General features: G+C 34.7%; 20 protein-coding genes and 3 tRNA genes. 14 read left to right on the plus strand and 9 right to left on the minus strand.

Annotated elements, in window-relative coordinates:
- The first annotated feature begins 120 nt into the window (after positions 1 to 120).
- From KIK00_RS20740 to KIK00_RS20760, 5 genes are all read left to right on the plus strand, one after another.
- Positions 121 to 456: a hypothetical protein gene (locus KIK00_RS20740; RefSeq protein ID WP_255814172.1), complete on the plus strand. Its 336-nt coding sequence runs from the start codon at positions 121 to 123 to the stop codon at positions 454 to 456.
- 44 nt (positions 457 to 500) lie between these two features.
- The gene (locus KIK00_RS20745; protein ID WP_255814173.1) at positions 501 to 1139 is read left to right on the plus strand and encodes a hypothetical protein; all 639 of its coding nucleotides are present in this window, start codon (positions 501 to 503) and stop codon (positions 1137 to 1139) included.
- Between the two features lie 63 nt (positions 1140 to 1202).
- Positions 1203 to 1532, plus strand: a complete 330-nt coding sequence (locus tag KIK00_RS20750; protein ID WP_255814174.1) for a hypothetical protein — start codon at positions 1203 to 1205, stop codon at positions 1530 to 1532.
- A 1-nt stretch (position 1533) separates the two neighbouring features.
- On the plus strand, positions 1534 to 1959 hold the full coding sequence (locus KIK00_RS20755) for a hypothetical protein (RefSeq protein WP_255814175.1): 426 nt from the start codon (positions 1534 to 1536) through the stop codon (positions 1957 to 1959).
- A gap of 110 nt (positions 1960 to 2069) precedes the next feature.
- Positions 2070 to 2594, plus strand: coding sequence for a thermonuclease family protein (locus tag KIK00_RS20760; protein ID WP_255814176.1), 525 nt, complete (start codon positions 2070 to 2072; stop codon positions 2592 to 2594).
- A gap of 102 nt (positions 2595 to 2696) precedes the next feature.
- Here KIK00_RS20760 and KIK00_RS20765 read toward each other — a convergent pair whose 3' ends face one another.
- From KIK00_RS20765 to KIK00_RS20790, 6 genes are all read right to left on the minus strand, one after another.
- Positions 2697 to 3479: an ABC transporter permease gene (locus KIK00_RS20765; protein ID WP_255814177.1), complete on the minus strand. Its 783-nt coding sequence runs from the start codon at positions 3477 to 3479 to the stop codon at positions 2697 to 2699.
- On the minus strand, positions 3472 to 4374 hold the full coding sequence (locus KIK00_RS20770) for an ABC transporter ATP-binding protein (protein ID WP_255814178.1): 903 nt from the start codon (positions 4372 to 4374) through the stop codon (positions 3472 to 3474). Before KIK00_RS20770 ends, KIK00_RS20765 begins: the two co-directional genes overlap by 8 nt.
- Entirely contained in the window at positions 4374 to 5648 is a 1275-nt protein-coding gene (locus tag KIK00_RS20775; protein ID WP_255814179.1) for an erythromycin esterase family protein, read from the minus strand. Before KIK00_RS20775 ends, KIK00_RS20770 begins: the two co-directional genes overlap by 1 nt.
- A 351-nt stretch (positions 5649 to 5999) precedes the next feature.
- Positions 6000 to 6073 (minus strand) — tRNA-Arg (locus KIK00_RS20780).
- A gap of 32 nt (positions 6074 to 6105) precedes the next feature.
- Positions 6106 to 6180: transfer RNA gene (locus tag KIK00_RS20785), tRNA-Pro, on the minus strand.
- Positions 6181 to 6195: 15 nt separating this feature from the next.
- Positions 6196 to 6280 (minus strand) — tRNA-Ser (locus KIK00_RS20790).
- A gap of 135 nt (positions 6281 to 6415) precedes the next feature.
- Here KIK00_RS20790 and KIK00_RS20795 point away from each other — a divergent pair.
- From KIK00_RS20795 to KIK00_RS20810, 4 genes are all read left to right on the plus strand, one after another.
- Positions 6416 to 7441, plus strand: coding sequence for an N-acetylmuramoyl-L-alanine amidase (locus KIK00_RS20795; protein ID WP_255814180.1), 1026 nt, complete (start codon positions 6416 to 6418; stop codon positions 7439 to 7441).
- 72 nt (positions 7442 to 7513) lie between these two features.
- Entirely contained in the window at positions 7514 to 8914 is a 1401-nt protein-coding gene (aspA, locus tag KIK00_RS20800; protein WP_255814181.1) for an aspartate ammonia-lyase, read from the plus strand.
- A 75-nt stretch (positions 8915 to 8989) separates the two neighbouring features.
- Positions 8990 to 9844: a glycosyltransferase family 2 protein gene (locus KIK00_RS20805; protein WP_255814182.1), complete on the plus strand. Its 855-nt coding sequence runs from the start codon at positions 8990 to 8992 to the stop codon at positions 9842 to 9844.
- A 127-nt stretch (positions 9845 to 9971) separates the two neighbouring features.
- The gene (locus tag KIK00_RS20810) at positions 9972 to 11015 is read left to right on the plus strand and encodes a hypothetical protein (RefSeq protein ID WP_255814183.1); all 1044 of its coding nucleotides are present in this window, start codon (positions 9972 to 9974) and stop codon (positions 11013 to 11015) included.
- A 39-nt stretch (positions 11016 to 11054) separates the two neighbouring features.
- Here KIK00_RS20810 and KIK00_RS20815 read toward each other — a convergent pair whose 3' ends face one another.
- From KIK00_RS20815 to KIK00_RS20825, 3 genes are all read right to left on the minus strand, one after another.
- A complete protein-coding gene (locus KIK00_RS20815; RefSeq protein WP_255814184.1) occupies positions 11055 to 12554 on the minus strand; it encodes a lipopolysaccharide biosynthesis protein in 1500 nt (499 codons plus the stop codon).
- An 8-nt stretch (positions 12555 to 12562) separates the two neighbouring features.
- Complete coding sequence (locus KIK00_RS20820) at positions 12563 to 13357, minus strand: FkbM family methyltransferase (RefSeq protein WP_255814185.1); 795 nt, start codon at positions 13355 to 13357, stop codon at positions 12563 to 12565.
- A gap of 264 nt (positions 13358 to 13621) precedes the next feature.
- A complete protein-coding gene (locus tag KIK00_RS20825) occupies positions 13622 to 14287 on the minus strand; it encodes a DUF2461 domain-containing protein (protein ID WP_255814186.1) in 666 nt (221 codons plus the stop codon).
- A 645-nt stretch (positions 14288 to 14932) separates the two neighbouring features.
- Here KIK00_RS20825 and KIK00_RS20830 point away from each other — a divergent pair.
- The 5 genes from KIK00_RS20830 to KIK00_RS20850 all read left to right on the plus strand — a co-directional run bounded on the left by KIK00_RS20830 (position 14933) and on the right by KIK00_RS20850 (position 20128).
- Positions 14933 to 16648, plus strand: a complete 1716-nt coding sequence (locus KIK00_RS20830) for a DEAD/DEAH box helicase (RefSeq protein WP_255814187.1) — start codon at positions 14933 to 14935, stop codon at positions 16646 to 16648.
- Positions 16649 to 16800: 152 nt separating this feature from the next.
- Positions 16801 to 17439 carry a DUF47 domain-containing protein gene (locus KIK00_RS20835; protein WP_047374124.1) on the plus strand — a complete coding sequence of 213 codons (639 nt, stop codon included), beginning with the start codon at positions 16801 to 16803 and terminating at the stop codon, positions 17437 to 17439.
- Positions 17440 to 17452: 13 nt separating this feature from the next.
- Entirely contained in the window at positions 17453 to 18595 is a 1143-nt protein-coding gene (locus tag KIK00_RS20840; protein WP_255814188.1) for an inorganic phosphate transporter, read from the plus strand.
- 216 nt (positions 18596 to 18811) lie between these two features.
- Positions 18812 to 19639, plus strand: a complete 828-nt coding sequence (locus tag KIK00_RS20845) for a cell wall anchor protein (protein ID WP_255814189.1) — start codon at positions 18812 to 18814, stop codon at positions 19637 to 19639.
- Positions 19640 to 19645: 6 nt separating this feature from the next.
- On the plus strand, positions 19646 to 20128 hold the full coding sequence (locus KIK00_RS20850) for a hypothetical protein (protein ID WP_255814190.1): 483 nt from the start codon (positions 19646 to 19648) through the stop codon (positions 20126 to 20128).
- The last annotated feature ends 33 nt before the right edge of the window (positions 20129 to 20161 follow it).

Genomic DNA, 20161 nt, shown 5'->3' on the forward strand with positions numbered 1-20161 from the left:
GAAAACTGAATCATTATTCATTGGTTCGGATATTATTTTTAGGAAAACAAAAAATTCGGACATCAGATCTATTACATTTCCTTTTGATACTTCAACTTTATATACTGATTTAAAATAATAATGAAAGATATATTTGAGTTTACAATTATGATTCATGAAAATTTGTCGGAACACGTTGTAGACAGTTTTATTGCATTTATAGAAAATAATTCTGTGTTTTGGGGAGGTGGTTATTCTGAAAATCAGATAAATGGAGGATTATATATTGATGAGAGTGTAGACATTAATATCAATGATTTTATAAAAGAATTCCTTACATTTTTTTTACATCAGGAAATTAAGATTGATAAAATTGAGATCAATATTGAAGATTTTTACTCTCACTCTTTTGAATATGATGATTTTATGAAGATCCACTCATCAATGCCAGTACATATTGGTTATTGGGAAGTATAATTATTACTGCCAAAGGGTTTGCCGAAAAATTGAAATAAAATTTTATGAAGAAATATAGAGATACTAATGTTTATTACCTGTCAAATTTTTTTGAACATAATGAATTGAAGTACGAAAGTTTCTGGTTGTTTTATAATCGCGAAGATGAAATTCAAATGGGAATTTTTTTTCCTGGTCAAAAAGTGTATTCGTTTTTATGGGAGTATGCAGATGAAGATATTTTAGTAAAAATTGATGAGTGGAAAAGAGCGTTCAGGAGAAATGATATTGAGATCTTACAGGAAGCTAAGCTGCATACCCGAAATTATCTGTCAGGAGAACAAAAAGTATATCTGGATTGCTTAGAAACCAATCTTACAACTGTGGATAAAAAATTTAAAGACCTGACTGCATACGATACAGGACAACGTTTTGTTCAGATTGTGACCGATGAGAATATATCATTTGCTGATATTGATTTAGGATTTCTGAAATTAACGGATACAGTAGATAAATTTAGAGCGGTTGTCAGGATTTTAGATACTGATGGTATTCAGGCATTGATCTTAAATGGCTATCATCATCGTGGGGAATTACTTAAAGTCTGCATTGTGGAGAGTGATAAAGCCTGCTCAACAATAACCGAAACTTTGCCCTTGAATATTTTTGAAAATACATATGTAGCAATGCCTTTTAGCGGGTGATGGTATTAAAAACATAGTCTGTTAGAAATTGTTTCTGTAAGGATATAAAAATTGATTTTTTAAATGAGTAGAAATAAAAATTTATTAGTGATTTTAATCGTTGCTGCATTAGTTTTTTTATATAAGTTTATATTTTCGTCAAAAGACGAAGGCGGTTTTTTAGATGAAATTAGAGATAAGGGTATAAAATCTATAGTTAGTAAAAAGTATATTGACTATGATAATCACAATATATCATTTTTGGTCTATGGCAATAAAGATAGTATAGTTGTTTACAGAGATTGGTGGGATAAGGTTTCTGTTGGAGATTCTATACTAAAACCAAAAGGTTCTTTAGATGTAATTATAAAAAATTCTGATAAGATTGAAAAATTTGATTTTGGAGATAAATAAAATGAAAAAAGAGACTCTAATTTCTGTGATTTTATTTACATTATTTTTTTCATGTGAATCGATTAAAGGTCCGTTGGAAATAAAAAATGAATGTGGATCAAATGAGATAATTTTAAATTATAATAGTAAAGAAAAATATGACCACAATGAATATAAATTTTTATTTAGATCAGGTATTAAAGATACTGTTAAAGTAGAGTTTGATAATGAAATAATAAAAAAATATATAGATACAGAAGAAAATTATGAACATAATTTTAATTTTTTTTCTATTAAAGGGAAAAAAGATTCTATTGTTAGGTTATCAATAGGAACTGAGAATTATTGTTTTATAATAAATAAAAGATACTATTATTATGATTTTATTAGAAGAGATAATAAGTTGTATATATATTTAGATAAGTTAAGAAATAGATCTTTCGAATAATTTAGATAAGTATTTATCCTTGTGTCACTTCTGTACAAAGTAATAAAAAACCTCACAAAACGCGAGGTTTTTTTAATTAAACAAGACCCACTAATCCCTATATTTGCCCCATGAAACGATTAATGCTGCTGTACGTACTTTTCCCTGTATTCCTATTCTCACAGACTACCGGAAAAGTGGTCAAAATTTCAGACGGAGATACCATTACTTTACTGTTAAAAGGCAATCAGCAAAAAAAAATCAGGCTGGCTGAAGTCGATTGTCCGGAAAGTGGACAGGCATTCGGGAAAAATGCCAAACAGTTTACTTCTGCCCAGGTATTTGGGAAAACGGTAAGCTTTGTAGAAACCACTACAGACCGTTATGGAAGGTCTATTGCGAAAGTATATTATGATGACGGGAAATACCTTTCCAAAGAGCTTATTAAAGCCGGAATGGGATGGTGGTATTTTTCTTATTCCAAAGATGCTTCTTTAGGTAAAATTCAGGAAAATGCACAATATAGAAAAGTCGGTCTCTGGCAGGATGTGAATGCTGTTGCACCCTGGGATTACCGTAAAATGAAACGTGAGCTTAGAAATAATAAGAAAATCGAGGCCGCCAAAACCGGAACAAAAGTAAAAGCAGTAGCATAAATATTGGATAAAGAAGCGTGAAGATGATAGAGGGAAGTTGGTCGATATCTATCGATTGATGTAGTATGAACTTCCATCCTCAAGCTTCCATCTTCCATCCTTTTAACCCCCTTTCTTCCTTACAAAAAGATAAAAACTCGTAGCCATGAAGATAAAAATAGCAGCGATATTACAGTAATCTATTCTTTCGAAAGCGATATTTTCGTTCATGAAGTTTTCCATTGATTTGTAGCCTCCGGTATAAATCAGAAAATCAGCGAATTTTTTCTGATAGATAATCGTCGTGAAAAGCAGCATGAATACTCCAAAACCAATAGGATAAATGAAGTTTTTAAAAAGAAGACTCAAAGTTAGCTGTACCATAGCGATAGCAGAAAGAGTAATAAAAAACTTCAGAAAGACATAAAATATCACTTCTCTGAAATCATAATTCTGGAAACCCAGTTGTGGAAAAACGATACTTAGCAGATATCCGCTTAGCAGTAAAGTCAGATAAGAGAAAAGAACAGAGAAAAAAACAGTTATCTGGATAAATATAGCTTTCGAGAAAAATATTTTGGTTTTGGAAACTGGAAGCGTGAAAAGAATTTTATAATTATTATTTCTGTATTCCACATCACAGCAGGCGTGTACAAAAAGTGATACCAGAATAGGGTAGAGAAGATAGAAAAACATAAATATAGTCCTTCCCAATGACATTTTCCAGGGATTTACTGTTCCCTCTGTTTCTTCCGCTCCGGAACGGAGCACATCATACACCATGTACAGATCAATCGCAAAGATGATTAAAACAGGAAGCAGCAGAATTCCGAAAATCTCTTTGTTTTTCGAGAGTTTATACTGCTCGGATGAAAAAGCTTTTAAGAAAATATTGGTATTAGTCATGATTTTTAGAAATTAAATTAATGAAGATCTGCTCAAGATTGGTGGTTTGAGATTCTATACCATAGATCTCAATTCCATTTTGGATCAACGTGGTGAGAAGGCTATTGAATTCTTTATCATCATTGATTCTTACAGAAATTTTGTTTGTATTATTCAGCGTTGCGGAAAATGTGTCCTGGAGTAGAGCTAATGCTTTTTCAACAGGATTAACTTTTAAAACAACTTCTTTTTCCACATTGCTTAAAAGTTCATTTTTTGTGCCCTGAAAAATCATTTGTCCGCCTTCAATAATTCCAATGTGGGTTGCCGTTTTTTCAAGCTCGCTCAAAATATGGCTTGAAAGAAATATGGTTTTTCCCTGTTCATTCAAATGCTGGAAGAGTTTTCTCATTTCAAAGATTCCCTGAGGATCAAGTCCGTTGAGTGGTTCATCCAGGATCAGAAGTTTCGGATCATGAAAAATAGCCATCGCAATTCCCAGACGCTGTTTCATTCCCATTGATAGAGCTGTTGCCTTTTTCTTTTTCTCATTATGAAGATCTACCAGTTCTAGAACCTCATCAATCCTTTTGTTTCCTTTGCCATAGATAATGTCCAGGTATTTGAGGTTTTCAAAAACAGTAAGTTTTGTATAAAAACAAGGGGATTCAATCAGGTTTCCTGTGTTGGCAAGAATCTCTGTCCGATTCTGTTTTAAGCTTTTATTTTGAATGAAAATATTGTCTGCAGATGATTCCAAAAGTCCCAGAAGAAGTTTAATCGTAGTCGATTTTCCCGCTCCGTTTCTTCCCAGATAGCCGTAAATACTGCCTTCAGGAATGTTAAGGTTGATATTGTTCAGAATAGTTTTAGAACCTATGGTATAACTGAGGTTTTGAGTAGTAATGCTTTCCATTATTCGTGAGAGGTTAAAAAAGTATTGGTGTCTATATAGAATATTCCGTCAAAAAACTGGCTCCAGACTTTTTTCTGATCTGTTCCCTGATTGATAGTGGATACAAACTCGTTCTTCAGTACAGAACTTTCCGGGATATTTCTGAGATTGATAAAAAAATAAGGAGTCTTCGTTGCATGAAACGTATTTTCGATGGCGAGCTTTCCAGGCTTATCCATAGGGGTTCCTGTTTTATTATATTTGGCATAGGATGAAAAGTCAACCATATAAGAAGCCTTTCCGTATTTACTTTTGATATAAGCGCCCAGAGGTAAGTAATCTTTGTTGTACCGGCTCGCAAAAGTATGAAGATTTGCACACCACACAATAATCTTTTGTCCCTGGTACACAGAATCAATCTGATGAATAAGATTTTTAGCCATCAGAGAGTCTCTGAACTGCATACTCTGCATAGATCCGGCCTTATATTTCCATATTTTATCAAAATTGTTTCTCATATCATGTAAATACCGGGTATATATTCTATTTTCAGGTGTTTTTTTCAGTTTTGAAACCACCTGTTCAAGCCGGCTGATTTCATTGAGAAAGTCTTTTTTCTGATTTTCTGATAAAGTTTTTCCGGCAAACCCTTTGTACATAAAATTGGAGATCTGATTAAGGTTTTTGTTTAGAAGAGGAAATGGCTTAAGGTCAATCGAATTTTTGCTTAAAAAATCGTTCAATAACTTACTTCGTTTGTCATAAAGTTCCTTTCCGGAAAATTGTATATCAAATCCGCCCAGCTCTATCGGATGGGATGATGTTTTAGTTTTCTGATAATAGCTGATCAGAGGTTGGGTTTCGCTGTTATCCCACCAAAAATCGAAAAGTCCCACTCCTCCTATGGAAGCTGAAGGAATTTTCAGGCTATTGTTCTTCATTTCTTCATTCATCACCCAGGTATCATATTGTCCTGCTTCATAAAGTACAACGCTATATCCCAAATTTTCATGAAGATATTTGATGAGTCTGCTTTTGGCCTGCATGGTAGCTCCGTCATAATGAATGTTTTCTCCCAACATTAAAATCCTGTTATCTTTAAGCACAGAACCCAGAACCTTAAGGTCACTGTTGTCTGGGTATTCCATAGAAATACTTTTTATAGGATGTTTATACCGCTGGACGTCTTTCAGGAGTTCCTGTTTTTCTTTTTCAGGAATATCTTTAAAAACAATTTTATTCAGGATTAAAACTGCAATGACAGAAACTATAAAAGTGTAAAGTATTTTTTTCATCCATTCAAATTATACAGTTGCTAAATGCTTGTTCACTTTCTTATTTGATTTTAAATTTAATAAAAAACAAAAGATTTATATGAAAACTATTTATTCTTTGGCCGAAAATAATGCCATACGAAAAATGATGTCAATTCGTCTTGTTTTCCTTGTTCCGGGAAATATATAAGTCTGATGGTGGATGAAAAAATAAAAACTGTCTCAAAAAAATATGAGGTTTTTTGTGAGCGCGAAAGGATTCGAACCTTTGCCGTCCCGATTATAAATCGGGATGCTCTATTTTTTTGCTGTAAAAGCTTTTGGTATTGTATAAAAACAAAAAAGACTCACTGTATCCAGTAAGTCTTTAAGTGAGCGCGAAAGGATTCGAACCTTTGACCGTCTGCTTAGAAGGCAGATGCTCTATCCAGCTGAGCTACGCACCCATTAAGTAATTTTGAGAAAACTACTAAAACAGTCGGGGCGGCAGGATTCGAACCTGCGACCTCCTGGTCCCAAACCAGGCGCGATGACCGGACTACGCTACGCCCCGAATATATAAGAAGAGCGGAGGGTAAGGGATTCGAACCCTTGCGACACTTTCGCGTCGACAGTTTAGCAAACTGCTCCGTTAACCACTCCGGCAACCCTCCTTTTTGTTGATTTTTTAATGATCGTTGTTCCGTTATTGCGAGTGCAAATATAGAACAGATTTCTTTATTTACCAAATAAAATTCAAGAAAATTTTGTGTATTTTTGAAGTAATAAATCATCCAAAAACCAAACTGATGCGTAAGACATTATATATCATCGGATTAAGCACTTTTGTTTTTTCATGTACTTCTCAGCCAAATGTGAAAAAAAATACTTACAAACCGAAAACCCCAATAACACAGGCCAAACCGAAGGTTCAGACAACACCGCCGGTGGCTCCAAAACCAAAAGTAGTATCCGATCATGGAGTAGACTTTTTTACTACTAATATAGCAGACCCAACAAAAAATGATAATACGGCAAGTTATGGTTCTATTGTATCTGCAAAACCAGGAGGATATAAAGTTGTAAAGACTTATTTTCCTGCAGTAGCTCAAAATTTCAGACAACGTTACTTAATATTACATTATACAGCTCTTGCAGATGATAAATCGATTACCGTTCTTACCCAGCAGGCGGTGAGTGCCCACTATCTGGTAAATAATACAGGAGATAACGAGATCTATCAGTTGGTAGATGAAAATAAAAGAGCATACCATGCAGGAGTAAGCTCATGGAGAAATGATAAAAATCTTAATGATACTTCTATCGGGATTGAAATTGTAAATGCTGGCTATTCTACAGATGCTGCAGGTAAAAGAACATTTGCTCCTTTTAGTGATGATCAGGTGAAAAAAGTGGCCGCATTGGTTAAAGATATTGTGACAAGATATCAGATTCAGCCTACTTATGTACTTGCTCACTCAGATATTGCTCCAACAAGAAAACAGGATCCGGGACCTATGTTCCCATGGAAAAAGCTGTATGACGAATACCAGATTGGGATGTGGTATGATGAAGCAGCAAAGCAGGCTTATCTTGAGGCGGCACAGTCAGATATTACGGCAAAATATAATGAAACCAGCTTTATTTTCCTTATTCAGACCTCATTACAGAAATTTGGGTATGGATTGGATCTTAGCGGAACATGGGATGATGCTACCAAAAAAACAATTGAAGCATTCCAGTACCACTTCCGTCCACAGAATTATGACGGAATCATGGATGCCGAAACATGGGCAATACTGCAAGCTTTAAATCAAAAATATCCAGTAAAATAATTCAAATTAAAGCGCATCGGTTAGATGCGTTTTTGCTATCTTTAAACGATCAAAAACAGTAAAATATCTGTAATGGAAAATTTCAGGAAAGAAAGTGATCTATTAGGCGAACTGAATGTGCCTTTAGATGCTTATTATGGGGTTCAGACACAAAGAGCTATCGACAATTTTAAAATTTCAGGACAGCTTTTGTCTTCATATCCGGATTTTATAAAAGGGTTGGCTTTTGTAAAAAAAGCAGCAGCAAAAACCAATTATGAATTAGGACTTCTGGACGAAAACCTATATTTTAAAATAGCAGAAGCATGTGATGAAATTGTAGACGGGAAATATCATGACCAGTTTCCGGTAGATATGATTCAGGGTGGGGCAGGAACCTCCATCAATATGAATGCAAATGAAGTGATTGCCAATGTCGTATTGGAGAAATTAGGGAAAAATAAAGGAGAATATGAATTCTGTTCACCTAATGATCATATCAACCTTTCACAGTCAACCAATGATGCTTATCCTACGGCCATCAAAATGGGATTGCTGCAGATGAACATCGGTCTGGTAGAAAAACTTGAAAAAATTATTGCTGCATTCCGTGCAAAAGGACAGGAGTTTCATGATGTTATCAAAATGGGGCGTACACAGCTTCAGGATGCTGTTCCAATGACTTTGGGGCAGGAGTTTGAAGCATATGCAGCTACATTAGAAGAAGATATCTCTAAGCTGAATAACAATGCAAACCTCTTTGTAGAAGTAAACATGGGAGCAACAGCTATCGGAACAGGATTAAATGCTCCGGTGGGTTATGCTACACTTTGTGCTAAAAACTTAGCTCAGATTACAGGATACCCAATTGTTTCAGCACCGGATTTAGTGGAAGCAACACCAGATACAGGATCATATGTGATCTACTCTTCAGCAACGAAGCGTCTTGCTGTGAAATTATCAAAGATCTGTAACGATTTAAGATTACTTTCATCAGGTCCAAGAGCCGGTCTTTTTGAAATCAATCTTCCACCAATGCAGCCTGGATCTTCTATTATGCCAGGTAAGGTAAATCCGGTAATTCCGGAAGTGGTAAACCAGGTTTGTTTCAAAGTATTCGGGAATGATCTTACCGTAACTTTTGCCGCAGAAGCAGGACAGTTACAGCTTAATGTAATGGAGCCGGTGCTTTCTCATGCGATTATGGAAAATATCAACTTCCTTTGTAATGCTTTAGATACCCTTCGTGACAAATGTGTGGTTGGAATTACAGCCAATAAAGAGATTTGTCTGAATATGGTAAAGCACAGCATCGGTATTGTAACAGCTCTGAACCCTTATATCGGGTACAAACAATCTACACAGATTGCTAAAGAAGCATTGGAAACCGGAAAAAGCGTTTATAACCTTGTTCTTGAAAAGGGAATTCTTTCCCAGGAGAAACTGGATGAAATCCTTGATCCGAAAAATATGCTGAAACCGCATAATAAATAATAAAAAACAATAAGTGGTAAATGATCCTGTTAGCGGTCATTTATCACTTATTATTCATCATTTATACCATAATTCGTGAGGTTTTTAATCATAATTCCTGCTCATAACGAAGAAGACAATCTCTCCTTTACACTTGATTCTTTACAACTGCAAAGCAGCAAAGATTTTAAAGTAGTGGTAGTGAATGACGGTTCTGTAGATGGAACTCCTGAAATTATCAGGAAATATACAGAAACTGATTCCCGTTTTGAAACGATCAACCTTCAGAAATCTGAACATCAGCCCGGATCTAAAGTCGTTCATGCTTTTAAAAATGGTCTCCGGACTCAATCTATGGATGAATTTGATGTCATCTGTAAATTTGATGCCGATATCATTCTTCCCGAAAATTATCTGGCAGCAGTAGAAACAGCTTTTAACAACAATCCAGCATATGGACTTGTAGGAGGTCTTTTGTATATAGAAAAAGAAGGGAACTGGGTCTATGAAGGAAATTCTAATAAACATCACGTAAGAGGCCCTATGAAGGCTTACCGTAAAGAATGTTTTATTCAGATCGGAGGCTTAAGAGAAACATTGGGCTGGGATAATATTGATTCCATACTGTTGGAAAACCTGGGATGGAAGGAAGTTGTCCTTCCGGAACTCCATGTGAAACTGATAAAAGTAAAAGGAGCTGATTACACCATACGGCCTGCAGATTATTATGGCAGGTATTTTTATTTCTTAGGTCTTAACAGGTTCCTGGCTTATATAGCCTCTTCAAAAGAAGCTATGAAAAGCAAATCACCATCATTTTTCTTTGATATAATAAATTCCTACGAAAATTGCAGATCAAAAAAAATGGAACTTAAAATTACAAAAGAAGAGCAAAAAACTGTTAATGATCAGCGTTGGAGAATGCTGAAAAAGAAATGGCTGAAGATGTAGGATGTAAAACTGTACAGGTTTTATAAATAATTATTAGTAAATTCAATAGGAGCGGACTTTAGCCCGTTTAATAAAAATAAAAATCAATTGGCTTTAGCCAAAACTTATAAAGATTCCCATTAACCCTGTGAAAAAAATAGCTTACATAGAAATAGACACACACGCAGAAATTGCCCAGGCTTTCATAGATGTTATGGGAGGGTCTCAGGATTTTAAGGTAGACTATTATTTTTCAAAAAGGGTCAAAGATCACATAAATCATCGTAATGAAGCTGTTTTTTTATCTGACAGTTCTATGATTCTGGATCAGTTAAAAGGGAAAGGATATGATCTGGTTGTCATAGGAACTGTACATCGTTATTTTAATACATTTTTAGCGATAACAAAAAAGTACAATACAGCAATCATTACCCATAATCTTAATTTTACAAAAGCTTCAAAACTGAATCTGATGAAAAGTGTTTTCAAAGGAGATGTTATTTTCAGACTGAAATTGTGGCTGAAAGAAGGATTATTTTATAAAACTAAAGTTTATCAGACTTCCAGATCCCTTTTTGTGCTGGATGAAGCATTGGTTTCGGAGAAATATCAGTTTTTGCCACTGTTTTATACCAGAGATTTTGATAAAATTAAAAATGAAAATCTCGTAGTGGTAATTCCAGGCGGTGTTTCACAGAAAAGAAGGAATTATGCTTATATTTTTGAGACTATTCAGAATGTAAAGACAGATAGGCATTGTGAGTTTGTATTTCTTGGAAAAGCAAAGGATCATGAATTAAGACATCTGGAACAAATGTCTCAAAGACTGCCTGAAAATATCAGTATTACTTATTTCTCTGAAAGAGTCTCTTCTGAAAATTTCGGGAAATGGATGCAGAAAGCAGATATTCTATGGTGCCCGATTCAGCAGGAAACAGAGTTTTTCAGCATGAAAGAAACTTATGGAGTGACTAAAATGACAGGGAATCTTGGGGATGCAGTGGCTTACGGAAAATTGGCCGTTTTTCCTGGAAATTATCCTTCAAAACTTGAATTTATCATTCCTGAAAAAGAAAATATTCTTAATCAGTTGGAAACTTTATCAGAGACTCCATTTGACTTTTATAAAACTTACAGTAAAGAAGTGGTGCAGAAAAAACTGGAACAGTTTTTAAATAGTTTTCTGATGTAAATAACATCAATGTAATTCAATAAATACGCTTTAAAAAGCCTACTTAATCTTAAGTACACTTTTGATAAACCTCATATTCAGATAGTCTTCAACCGGGAATATTTTGGTGAAATAATTTCCGATATAGATGAGTATCAGAACAACTGCCGGCTTGTAAACAAGATTAAGCAGATTGCTATTGAAGTTTGGAAGCACAATAGCCACTGTAATAGCTAAAGTACAGATAATAGAAACAAAAATCATTTCAATGCTTAAAGGCGAAACTTTAAATACAATATAATTGAAAACAATTTTTACAACATTGTAAATAGTAAGGGAAATAGCCGTAGATAAAGCAATTCCGATCAGTTTCAGATCTGTATTTTTAATGAAATAATAATTAAGCCCAATAGTTAGTCCAGCCAGTAAAAGCATCACCAGAATATTGAATCTGTAATATTTTGAAAGAGAAATAATATTTCCGTTGAAACCTGTTGCGAGATCTATCAGCACAGCAGAACCCCATATCCAGACTACAGGCTCATATTCTCTGAGCATAGTTCCGTTCTTGGGCATAAATTGTGTCAGATAAGGGAATCCAACCATGATGCATGAGAACAAAACAGCGCCAAGAAAATATAATGTTAAAGATGTTTTCTTATGAAACCTGTCCAGTTCTACCATATCTCCGTCTGCCAGCGTTTTGTTGATGATAGGAGCAGAGATATTAAATAATCCAAGCTGTGGAATAGAGATTAATGAGATCAGGGCATATAAAACAGAATAAATTCCTACCTCTTCCATTCCCATAAACTCTCCGATCATAAAGCTGTTGATTGCCAGGTAATTTCCAAAAGTTCCCAGGAATCCGAAGAAACTGTAATTGAAAAATTCTTTCCAGAAATTGTTTTTCTTAAAATAATCCGTATTAAAATCAAGCTTGATTTTCTCCAGTTTGTTGGTGTAATAGATATACCCCAAAAGCATTAAAAAGAATATTCCAAAAAAGAAAGCAAAAGCTATTTTCTGCGATGTTGCAGCAATAATATTCTGCGATAAAGCAAAGAAGAAAAGGCAAAAAGCTCCCAGGTTTGCTATTTTCGGAAACAGATTGTCGAAAATATTGGAAACCACAATTCTTTTATAATTGGAAGTGTATTTGTTGAAAACAGCACAAAATGAAAGGATTAAAATCAGAGGAAGAATCATTTCCTTGATCTTCCATGCTTCAGAGTGCCTGAACTTTGGATAAAAATAAGGAAGTATAAAAAATACAACTGTGAAAATAAGAAAGTTGATAAAGACAGTGAGCAGCGATAATGACAGCATGTTTTGTTTTTTACCGTCTCTTTCTACTGTGTGAAAAAATTTCACATTTGAATAGGAAATTCCCAATACTACAAAAGGAACCAGCATTTCTGCAGTGGGAAGAATGTAGCGCAGCTTTCCATAAAATTCAAAATCATTCGGAAATATGAATATTGCGGAAACTGTACCCAGCAAAAACCCAATATAACCGATAATGGAATATTTGAAGCCTTGTCTCGCTACTACACTCATAAGTTGTTTTAAATGTTTTTAGGTATAAAAATAATATTGTTGATGTACTGAGTTTTATTTTTTTCGTCGTTTGTATTTTGTGTTATGATATCTTCTGTAAGACTTTCCAGGGTAAAGCTGTTTCTGTTCAGATATTTCGCTTCATATCCCCAGCTCATTACTTCAGATATTTCATTCCATATAGGGGTCTTGTGGTGTCTTTGTTCCATCTCGACCATTAATGTCGGTGTAAACTGTCGGATGGTTTCCCTCGCTCCGAAAAGCGTTTTTATTTCGTTTCCTTCAACGTCTATTTTGATAAAATCAAGCCTTTTGAAATGTTCCAGAGCTGCCCATTCATCCAGTTTGATCACTTTTACTTTTTCCGTATAGCTTTTTTCTTCTCCTTTTTCTTTATAAGAAGTGTTTAAAGTACCGCGGGAAGCAATTGTTTTTCCATTAATAATAGGTACTTTGAACTCAGCAATTATGTTTTCGTCAGAAAGAGCCAGAGGAAAGATATGCATTGCCGGAAACAGTCTTTTTAATCGACGGTAAAGCTTTTTATTGGGTTCAAAACCATAAATGTTATCGTGGTTCAAAGTATTTTCCAACTGGTATAGGAAAGTTCCTACATTCGCACCAATGTCCAATATAACAGCATTTTTTGGAAGGTATTCCTTAATCCATACCAGTTCCGGTTCTACATTACGTTCCGAAAAATTATTTTTATTAAGATTATTTAACGTTTTAAAATATCTTTTTTTATAGAAATTCGGACTTATATATTGTAGTTTTTCTGCGATTTTTTGGTATAAAGACATCGTAAGCGTTTTGACGAACAGCAAAGATAAGCAAAAATGTAAAACTTTCTTAAAAAATGTTAATTATAATAATTTGATTTTCAATAATTATCTTTTGTTTCTGTTTGGTAATCAGCTGTTTTTTAATGGATTTTAAATTTGTCATACAGACATCATAATATCCTCAATCTTATGTAAATATTCTAAAAGATTCAGAAATTGAAAGTTTGTTAGCTGTTATCTATGAAAGCCTGTGAGTAAAAAGCATCTGTGTTTCAGGATAAATTAAAGAAAAGGTGTATTTAGGAAATCATTGAAAGGCTTCATCAACTTAAAAATTTTGTTCATATTTTTCACAGCATTTTTATCCAATACTTCCTCGTCTTTTAAAGAATATACTACAATGAAATTTTTAAGTTTCAGATATTCTCCCATAGGATCCTCTTTCTCGAAACCCTGAGGGATCTTTTTTAGTTTGTCATCCTGGTTAAGTTGCGGGAAGTGCTTTTTGAAATCCTTATTGTTGAGAATTTTAAGAAAATCATCACCGTACACCGATATTTCTTTACGAACTTCTTTCAAAACAGAAGATTCAGGCATATAGATACCTCCGGCTAAAAAGGATTTGCCGGGTTCCATGTGAAGATAGTAACCTCCTTTCTGATTCCCTTTTCCCATTCCCAGAGATGCTCCGAAATTGGTTTTATAAGGAGATTTATCTTTTGAAAATCTTGTGTCTCTGTAAATTCTGAACAGTGCTTTTTTACTGTCAATTTTAGCAAGTTCTTCATCAAAACCTGACATCTCTTTAATGAGTTCATCCAGAAATGTAATAACGTTTTGCTGAGATTCAGTATACAGGCTTTTATTTTCATTAAACCATTCGCGGTTATTGTTTTTATTTAATTTGTTTAAAAAATCAAATGTTTTGGGAGAAATGCTCGCAGACATGTTGTGTAGGGTGTTTTTTATTGTTGTTGCTAAATCAGATTTGAAACGGTTTCTCAATTCCGAACCTCGAAACTTACAATTCAAATGTACAAAAACTATTCGTATCCTAATACTTCAATAAGATCAAGTTTTGAAGCTTTTATGCAGGATAATACCTGAAAAAGAATCCCGTTACGGCACGGTCTAAAATAAAACATTTCTTTTGGAATAGTTGTGGTTAAATTTGGGCTTCTTTTATCTGAAGCAGATCCTGTTGGACTGAGTTTTTTTGAAAGCCTTAAAGAATAAAAGGAAATATTATTCCCCTTTGCGTATTCAATACAATTTTTCAGAGTTCAGACAGCCGGATAATTGGGAGCATAGGGAAATATTTCCAAGCTATGCATAAGAATATCAAAAAGAAAAATTTGCGTTCTATGGTTTTATTTTTGAAAATTCATAAATATCACCGAAAAAATCAATCCAATTTAATAAAAAAAAATAATGTTTAACAAGTTTTTAATCTAAGGCTTGTTTTTTTACATTTAATTTTCAAAAAATTCAAGATATATTAAAAGATTCTGAATTTAAGTTTGTATATTTAAAACTTTATTCAAAAACAAGTCAAATATTTATTGTATCTTTGCAAAAATTTTAAAATAGTTAATGAATTTATTTACGGAAACCAATTTAAGTCCTGATATCCTTAAGGCAATTGGCGAACTGGGCTACGAAAGCCCAACAGAAATCCAAAAACAGACTATCCCTTTTATTCTTTCAGATATTCGCGACTTGATCGCACTTGCGCAAACAGGGACAGGCAAGACAGCAGCGTTTTCGCTTCCGATTTTGGATATGATTGACGATACGAGTCGCAAAATCCAATTATTGGTGCTTTGTCCGACACGGGAATTATGTCTTCAGATTTCGAAGGACATAAAGAATTACTCTAAGTACATGAAAGACATCAAAACTACTGCAGTTTATGGTGGAAGTAGTATTGTAGATCAGATGAGATCTTTGAAGGATAAACCACAGATTATTGTGGGAACTCCGGGAAGAGTAATTGATCTTATCAACAGAAAAGCACTTGACTTTTCTGCTATTCATTGGTTGGTATTAGATGAAGCCGATGAAATGCTTTCTATGGGATTCAAAGACGAATTGGAAACCATTCTAAGCGAAACTCCGGAAACTAAACAAACTTTCTTATTCTCTGCAACGATGAATAAAGAGGTGGAAAGAATTTCCAAAAATTACCTTACAAAACCACACCGTATTTCAGTAGGTTCTATCAACGAAGTGAAGAAGAACATTACTCACGAATACTATGTAGTAGGGTACCGCCAGAAAAAAGAAGCGTTGAAGAGACTGATCGATGCTAACCCTAATCAGTACTCCATTATCTTCTGTAGAACGAGAATGGAAACACAGGAGGTAGCAGATTTCCTGATGCAGAACGGGTATGCAGCTGATGCTCTTCATGGAGATCTTTCTCAGGCACAGAGAGATACGGTAATGAAGAAATTCAGATTGAAGAACATTGATATTCTTGTAGCTACAGACGTTGCAGCAAGAGGATTGGATGTAAACTCTCTTACTCACGTTATTCACTTCTCTTTACCAGATGATCCTGAAGTATTCGTTCACAGAAGCGGAAGAACAGGTAGAGCTGGAAAAGATGGTATTTCTATGGCTTTGATAAAGCCTGAAGAAAGCAGAAAACTGAAACAAATCAAATCTTCAACAAAAATTGAAATCAACGAAAAATTCATTCCTACTGGTGATGATATTATCAAAGCTCAGGTAGGAGGTGTATTCGAAAAATTATTGACGGAGCACGAGGATCTTTTCGAATTCGATGATAGCTTAATTCCGGATCTAAGCAAATTTACAAAAGAAGAATTGGTGCACCAGCTGCTACAGTTCCAATTGAAGGATCTTGCTTTATATTACAAAGACAAACACGATCTTGTTGAGCAGAAATTGAGCAGCAGAGATGATGATTACTCAAGAAGAGACCGTGGCCGTGATAGAGACAGAGATAGAGGCCGTGATAGAGATAACAGAGACAGCAGAGACAGAGATCGCGGAAGAGATAGAGACCGTGGTGGAAAGCCAAGAAGAAGAGATGAGAGTATGGTAAGATTCTTCTTTAATCTTGGAAAAAAAGACCACTTGAAGAAGCTTGATGTTTTGGATATTATCAATAAGGCTACTGCTGATGGTAAATCTAAGAAAAGAGCTGAAATCGGAGATATCGAAATCTTAGAGAAATTCTCTTTCTTCGAAGTTGAAAAATCGTTTAAAGACAACGTCTTGAGCAATATTCAATCTATGAAGTTCAAAGGAAAAGATATGAGAGCTGAAGTTGCAAACTAAATCTCATCAATTACTATATAAAACCGGCTTTAATGCCGGTTTTTTTATTTGATAATCAGTAGTTAAGCGAATGTTAACAAAACTTAATGTCATATAGTTTCACGTGCAATCCTTTTTTAGGAAATTTGCACACGAATTATAAATACTAAAAAATGGGAATTGGTAATATTTTCCACGCTTTTCAACCAAAAGATAAAATCTTCTTTGTACTTTTCGAAAAAGTAACTGAAAATCTAGTTGCAATGTCAGAAGATTTCAACACAGGAATCAAAGATTTCGATCTTAATGATGATTCTATGCTGAAGAAAATGAGTGACTTCGAACACAAGAATGATGAACTTACTCACGAAATTTTCGTAGAATTAGGGAAAAACTTCATTACACCTTTTGACCGTGAGGATATCCACACATTGGCAACAGGACTTGATGATATCGCTGATTATATCTACGCTTCCACAAAATATATTTTCCTTTACAAATCACCTGAGATGAAGGCTTATTCAGACTTCTCTTTATTGATCCACAAAGCATGTCTTGAAATTCAGAATGCAATGAAAAACCTTAAAGGGTTTAAAAACATGGAACAGGTGAAAGAAGCTTGTATTAAGGTGAACTCTATTGAGAATATTGCTGACGATTTGCTTTCCAATTCAATGGTAGACTTATTTGAAACCAATGATGCGATCAACATTATTAAAGTTTCATCTGTATTGAACTACCTTGAAATTGTAACGGATAAAGCAGAAGATGTTGCCAATACAATCGAGAACATCATGATTAAATACGCCTAATACATAGCAAAAAATGGAATTTCCGATTTTACTTGTAGTTATTATTGCGTTGGCCCTGATCTTCGATTATATCAATGGTTTTCATGATGCAGCCAACTCAATTGCGACTATTGTTTCTACAAAAGTTTTAACTCCATTCCAGGCTGTACTTTGGGCAGCGCTTTGGAACTTTGCAGCCTTCTTTATTGCTGCTTACATTATTGGAGAATTCAAAATTGGTAATACAATTGCCAAAACAGTTAACGAGAATTTTATCACCTTAGAAGTTATATTTTCCGGTCTTGTGGCAGCTATTGCCTGGAACCTGCTTACATGGTGGTTCGGAATCCCTTCATCATCATCACATACGCTGATCGGAGGTTTCCTTGGAGCGGCTCTTATGCATGCTTTCATGATGGATTATCATGATGTGGCAGCAGCACAGCCAGAACTTGGAATTTGGGGCACCGTTAAAGAAGCTTTCAGCCAGGTAACGCATCAGGGTGTGGTAAAGTTTGATAAAGTAATTCCTATCTTCCTGTTCATTTTCATGGCACCTATTATAGGAATGATTATCTCCATCATTATCACATTGATTATTGTACATCTTTATAAAAAATCAAATCCACACAAAGCAGACAAATCTTTCAAAAGATTGCAGTTGGCTTCATCAGCACTGTTTAGTTTAGGACACGGTTTGAATGATGCTCAGAAAGTAATGGGTATCATTGGAGCGGCGGTAATTTATTATCACGTTAATATGCTTCAGGATGCACAGTATTTGAATATTCCTTCTGCGGGACGTTTTGATTATTTTGCACAGCATTACATCTGGGTTCCCTTAGTATCATTTATTGCCATTGCTTTAGGTACAATGAGTGGTGGTTGGAAAATCATTAAGACAATGGGTACTAAGATTACTAAAGTAACTTCATTAGAAGGAGTAAGTGCAGAAACTGCGGGTGCTATTACTTTATTCATTACAGACCACTTCGGGATTCCTGTATCTACTACACATACGATTACAGGTTCTATCATCGGGGTAGGATTAACGAAAAGAATTTCAGCGGTAAGATGGGGAATCACAGTAAGCTTACTTTGGGCTTGGGTTCTTACCATCCCAATCTCTGCAATAGTAGCAGGAATTACCTATCTTGTGGTAACCTTCCTTTTCTAAAAAACAAATCATACAATTATATAAACTTTGTCCGTTTGGGCAAAGTTTTTTGTTTTATAAAGCCCCGAAAAATCCTTTTGAGGCTTTATGTATGATAAATTTCCTCTCATTGGAAATGTATTTATTATATAATTTTAATTATAAGACACTAAAAGGTGTTTTCAGCGAAAAAGTGCTAAATTTGCAGCCGGAATAAATAAATTTAAACACTATTCAATGAAACGTACTTTACTATTCGTTTTTACTATTGCGACTTCCAGTATTTTTGCACAAAGCTGGAACATTATCGGAAATGCCGGAACCAATCCTTCAAACAACTTTATCGGAACGACGGATAATAATCCAATCGTTTTTAAGCAGAACAATCAGCAGATTTTTAAACTCGATGGTCAGAGTATCAATATCGGAAGTGGAGCTCCGGGAACTGGAAACTTGCAGTTGGCATTATCTCCTTGTAACAGTTGTTATTCAGGATGGGCGAAACCCAACGATGGTGTGATGAGATTATTAGGCGGACATAATCTGAATATCCATATGGATAATGATAATGTTATTGATCCCAATTCGGATACAAGTACTCCAAATTCATCAGGAATTTCAAGAGTCCGGTTTTCTGATGCTGTACATAAAAGCTTAATGGTGCTTTTCAATACGGGAAAGGTAACTGTTGGAACGGATCAATATGATAATGATTCGAATTTTATTTTTTATGTAAGCAAAGGAATTAAAGCAGAACAGATAAAAGTTGAAAACCCTGCAACTAACGGCTGGGCAGATTATGTATTCAAGAAAGGCTACAAACTTCGTTCACTGGAAGATGTAGAAAAGCACATTTCAGAAAAAGGACATTTACCTAATATCCCTTCTGCAAAAGAAGTAGAAAAAGAGGGTATTAACTTAGGGGAAATGGACGCTAAGCTTTTGGAAAAAATAGAGGAATTAACCCTTTATTCTATAGAACAGAACAAACAGCTAAAATCCCAGTCTGAAGAGATCAAAGAATTGAAAGCTCAGGTACAACAACTTCTTTCTGCAAAAAAATAAATATTGATGAAAAGAAAACTACTTTCTGCAGCTTCTCTACTGATTGGTTTTATGGGGTTTTCACAAACTGAAGTCTACTTCAAGTATGATGAAGCCGGAAATCAACGATACAGAGGAACAAATGCAGCAGGAAAAAATACTCAGGAACTTGTTCCAAAAGAAATCAAACTAGAAGAAGCAAAAGAGATTGCTGCTACCCAACAACCTCCTGCCATTGATGAAAAAGCATTCTGGAAGCAGATCAAACTTTACCCTATTCCGGTGAATGACTACCTTACTATTGACTGGACTGAGGAAGTAGACGGCTTGATCGAATCTGTTTCACTATATCAGCATAGTACAGTTCATTGGAAATTCCAGCAACAGAATATTCCTGGGTTAAATCGTCAGATGAAGATTAATATGACCGGATATGACTGGGGAGTTTATATTCTTCGTTTCACTTTGAAAGACGGAAGAGTCTTTGGTAGAAACATAACTAAGAGATAGGAGACAAGAGATTTAAGGATTAAAGGATTGAAA

The organism is Chryseobacterium sp. MA9 (genome assembly GCF_024399315.1).
In the GTDB taxonomy this organism is placed as follows: domain Bacteria; phylum Bacteroidota; class Bacteroidia; order Flavobacteriales; family Weeksellaceae; genus Chryseobacterium.

Coding starts and splice junctions, on each gene's coding strand:
- KIK00_RS20830 (WP_255814187.1), top strand. CDS start 14,933: ATGAATTTATTTACGGAAACCAATTTAAGTCCTGATATCCTTAAGGCA.
- KIK00_RS20750 (WP_255814174.1), top strand. CDS start 1,203: ATGAGTAGAAATAAAAATTTATTAGTGATTTTAATCGTTGCTGCATTA.
- KIK00_RS20795 (WP_255814180.1), top strand. CDS start 6,416: ATGCGTAAGACATTATATATCATCGGATTAAGCACTTTTGTTTTTTCA.
- KIK00_RS20815 (WP_255814184.1), bottom strand. CDS start 12,554: ATGAGTGTAGTAGCGAGACAAGGCTTCAAATATTCCATTATCGGTTAT.
- KIK00_RS20850 (WP_255814190.1), top strand. CDS start 19,646: ATGAAAAGAAAACTACTTTCTGCAGCTTCTCTACTGATTGGTTTTATG.
- KIK00_RS20775 (WP_255814179.1), bottom strand. CDS start 5,648: ATGAAAAAAATACTTTACACTTTTATAGTTTCTGTCATTGCAGTTTTA.
- KIK00_RS20760 (WP_255814176.1), top strand. CDS start 2,070: ATGAAACGATTAATGCTGCTGTACGTACTTTTCCCTGTATTCCTATTC.
- KIK00_RS20820 (WP_255814185.1), bottom strand. CDS start 13,357: ATGTCTTTATACCAAAAAATCGCAGAAAAACTACAATATATAAGTCCG.
- KIK00_RS20770 (WP_255814178.1), bottom strand. CDS start 4,374: ATGGAAAGCATTACTACTCAAAACCTCAGTTATACCATAGGTTCTAAA.
- aspA (WP_255814181.1), top strand. CDS start 7,514: ATGGAAAATTTCAGGAAAGAAAGTGATCTATTAGGCGAACTGAATGTG.
- KIK00_RS20840 (WP_255814188.1), top strand. CDS start 17,453: ATGGAATTTCCGATTTTACTTGTAGTTATTATTGCGTTGGCCCTGATC.
- KIK00_RS20765 (WP_255814177.1), bottom strand. CDS start 3,479: ATGACTAATACCAATATTTTCTTAAAAGCTTTTTCATCCGAGCAGTAT.
- KIK00_RS20755 (WP_255814175.1), top strand. CDS start 1,534: ATGAAAAAAGAGACTCTAATTTCTGTGATTTTATTTACATTATTTTTT.
- KIK00_RS20845 (WP_255814189.1), top strand. CDS start 18,812: ATGAAACGTACTTTACTATTCGTTTTTACTATTGCGACTTCCAGTATT.
- KIK00_RS20745 (WP_255814173.1), top strand. CDS start 501: ATGAAGAAATATAGAGATACTAATGTTTATTACCTGTCAAATTTTTTT.
- KIK00_RS20740 (WP_255814172.1), top strand. CDS start 121: ATGAAAGATATATTTGAGTTTACAATTATGATTCATGAAAATTTGTCG.
- KIK00_RS20835 (WP_047374124.1), top strand. CDS start 16,801: ATGGGAATTGGTAATATTTTCCACGCTTTTCAACCAAAAGATAAAATC.
- KIK00_RS20825 (WP_255814186.1), bottom strand. CDS start 14,287: ATGTCTGCGAGCATTTCTCCCAAAACATTTGATTTTTTAAACAAATTA.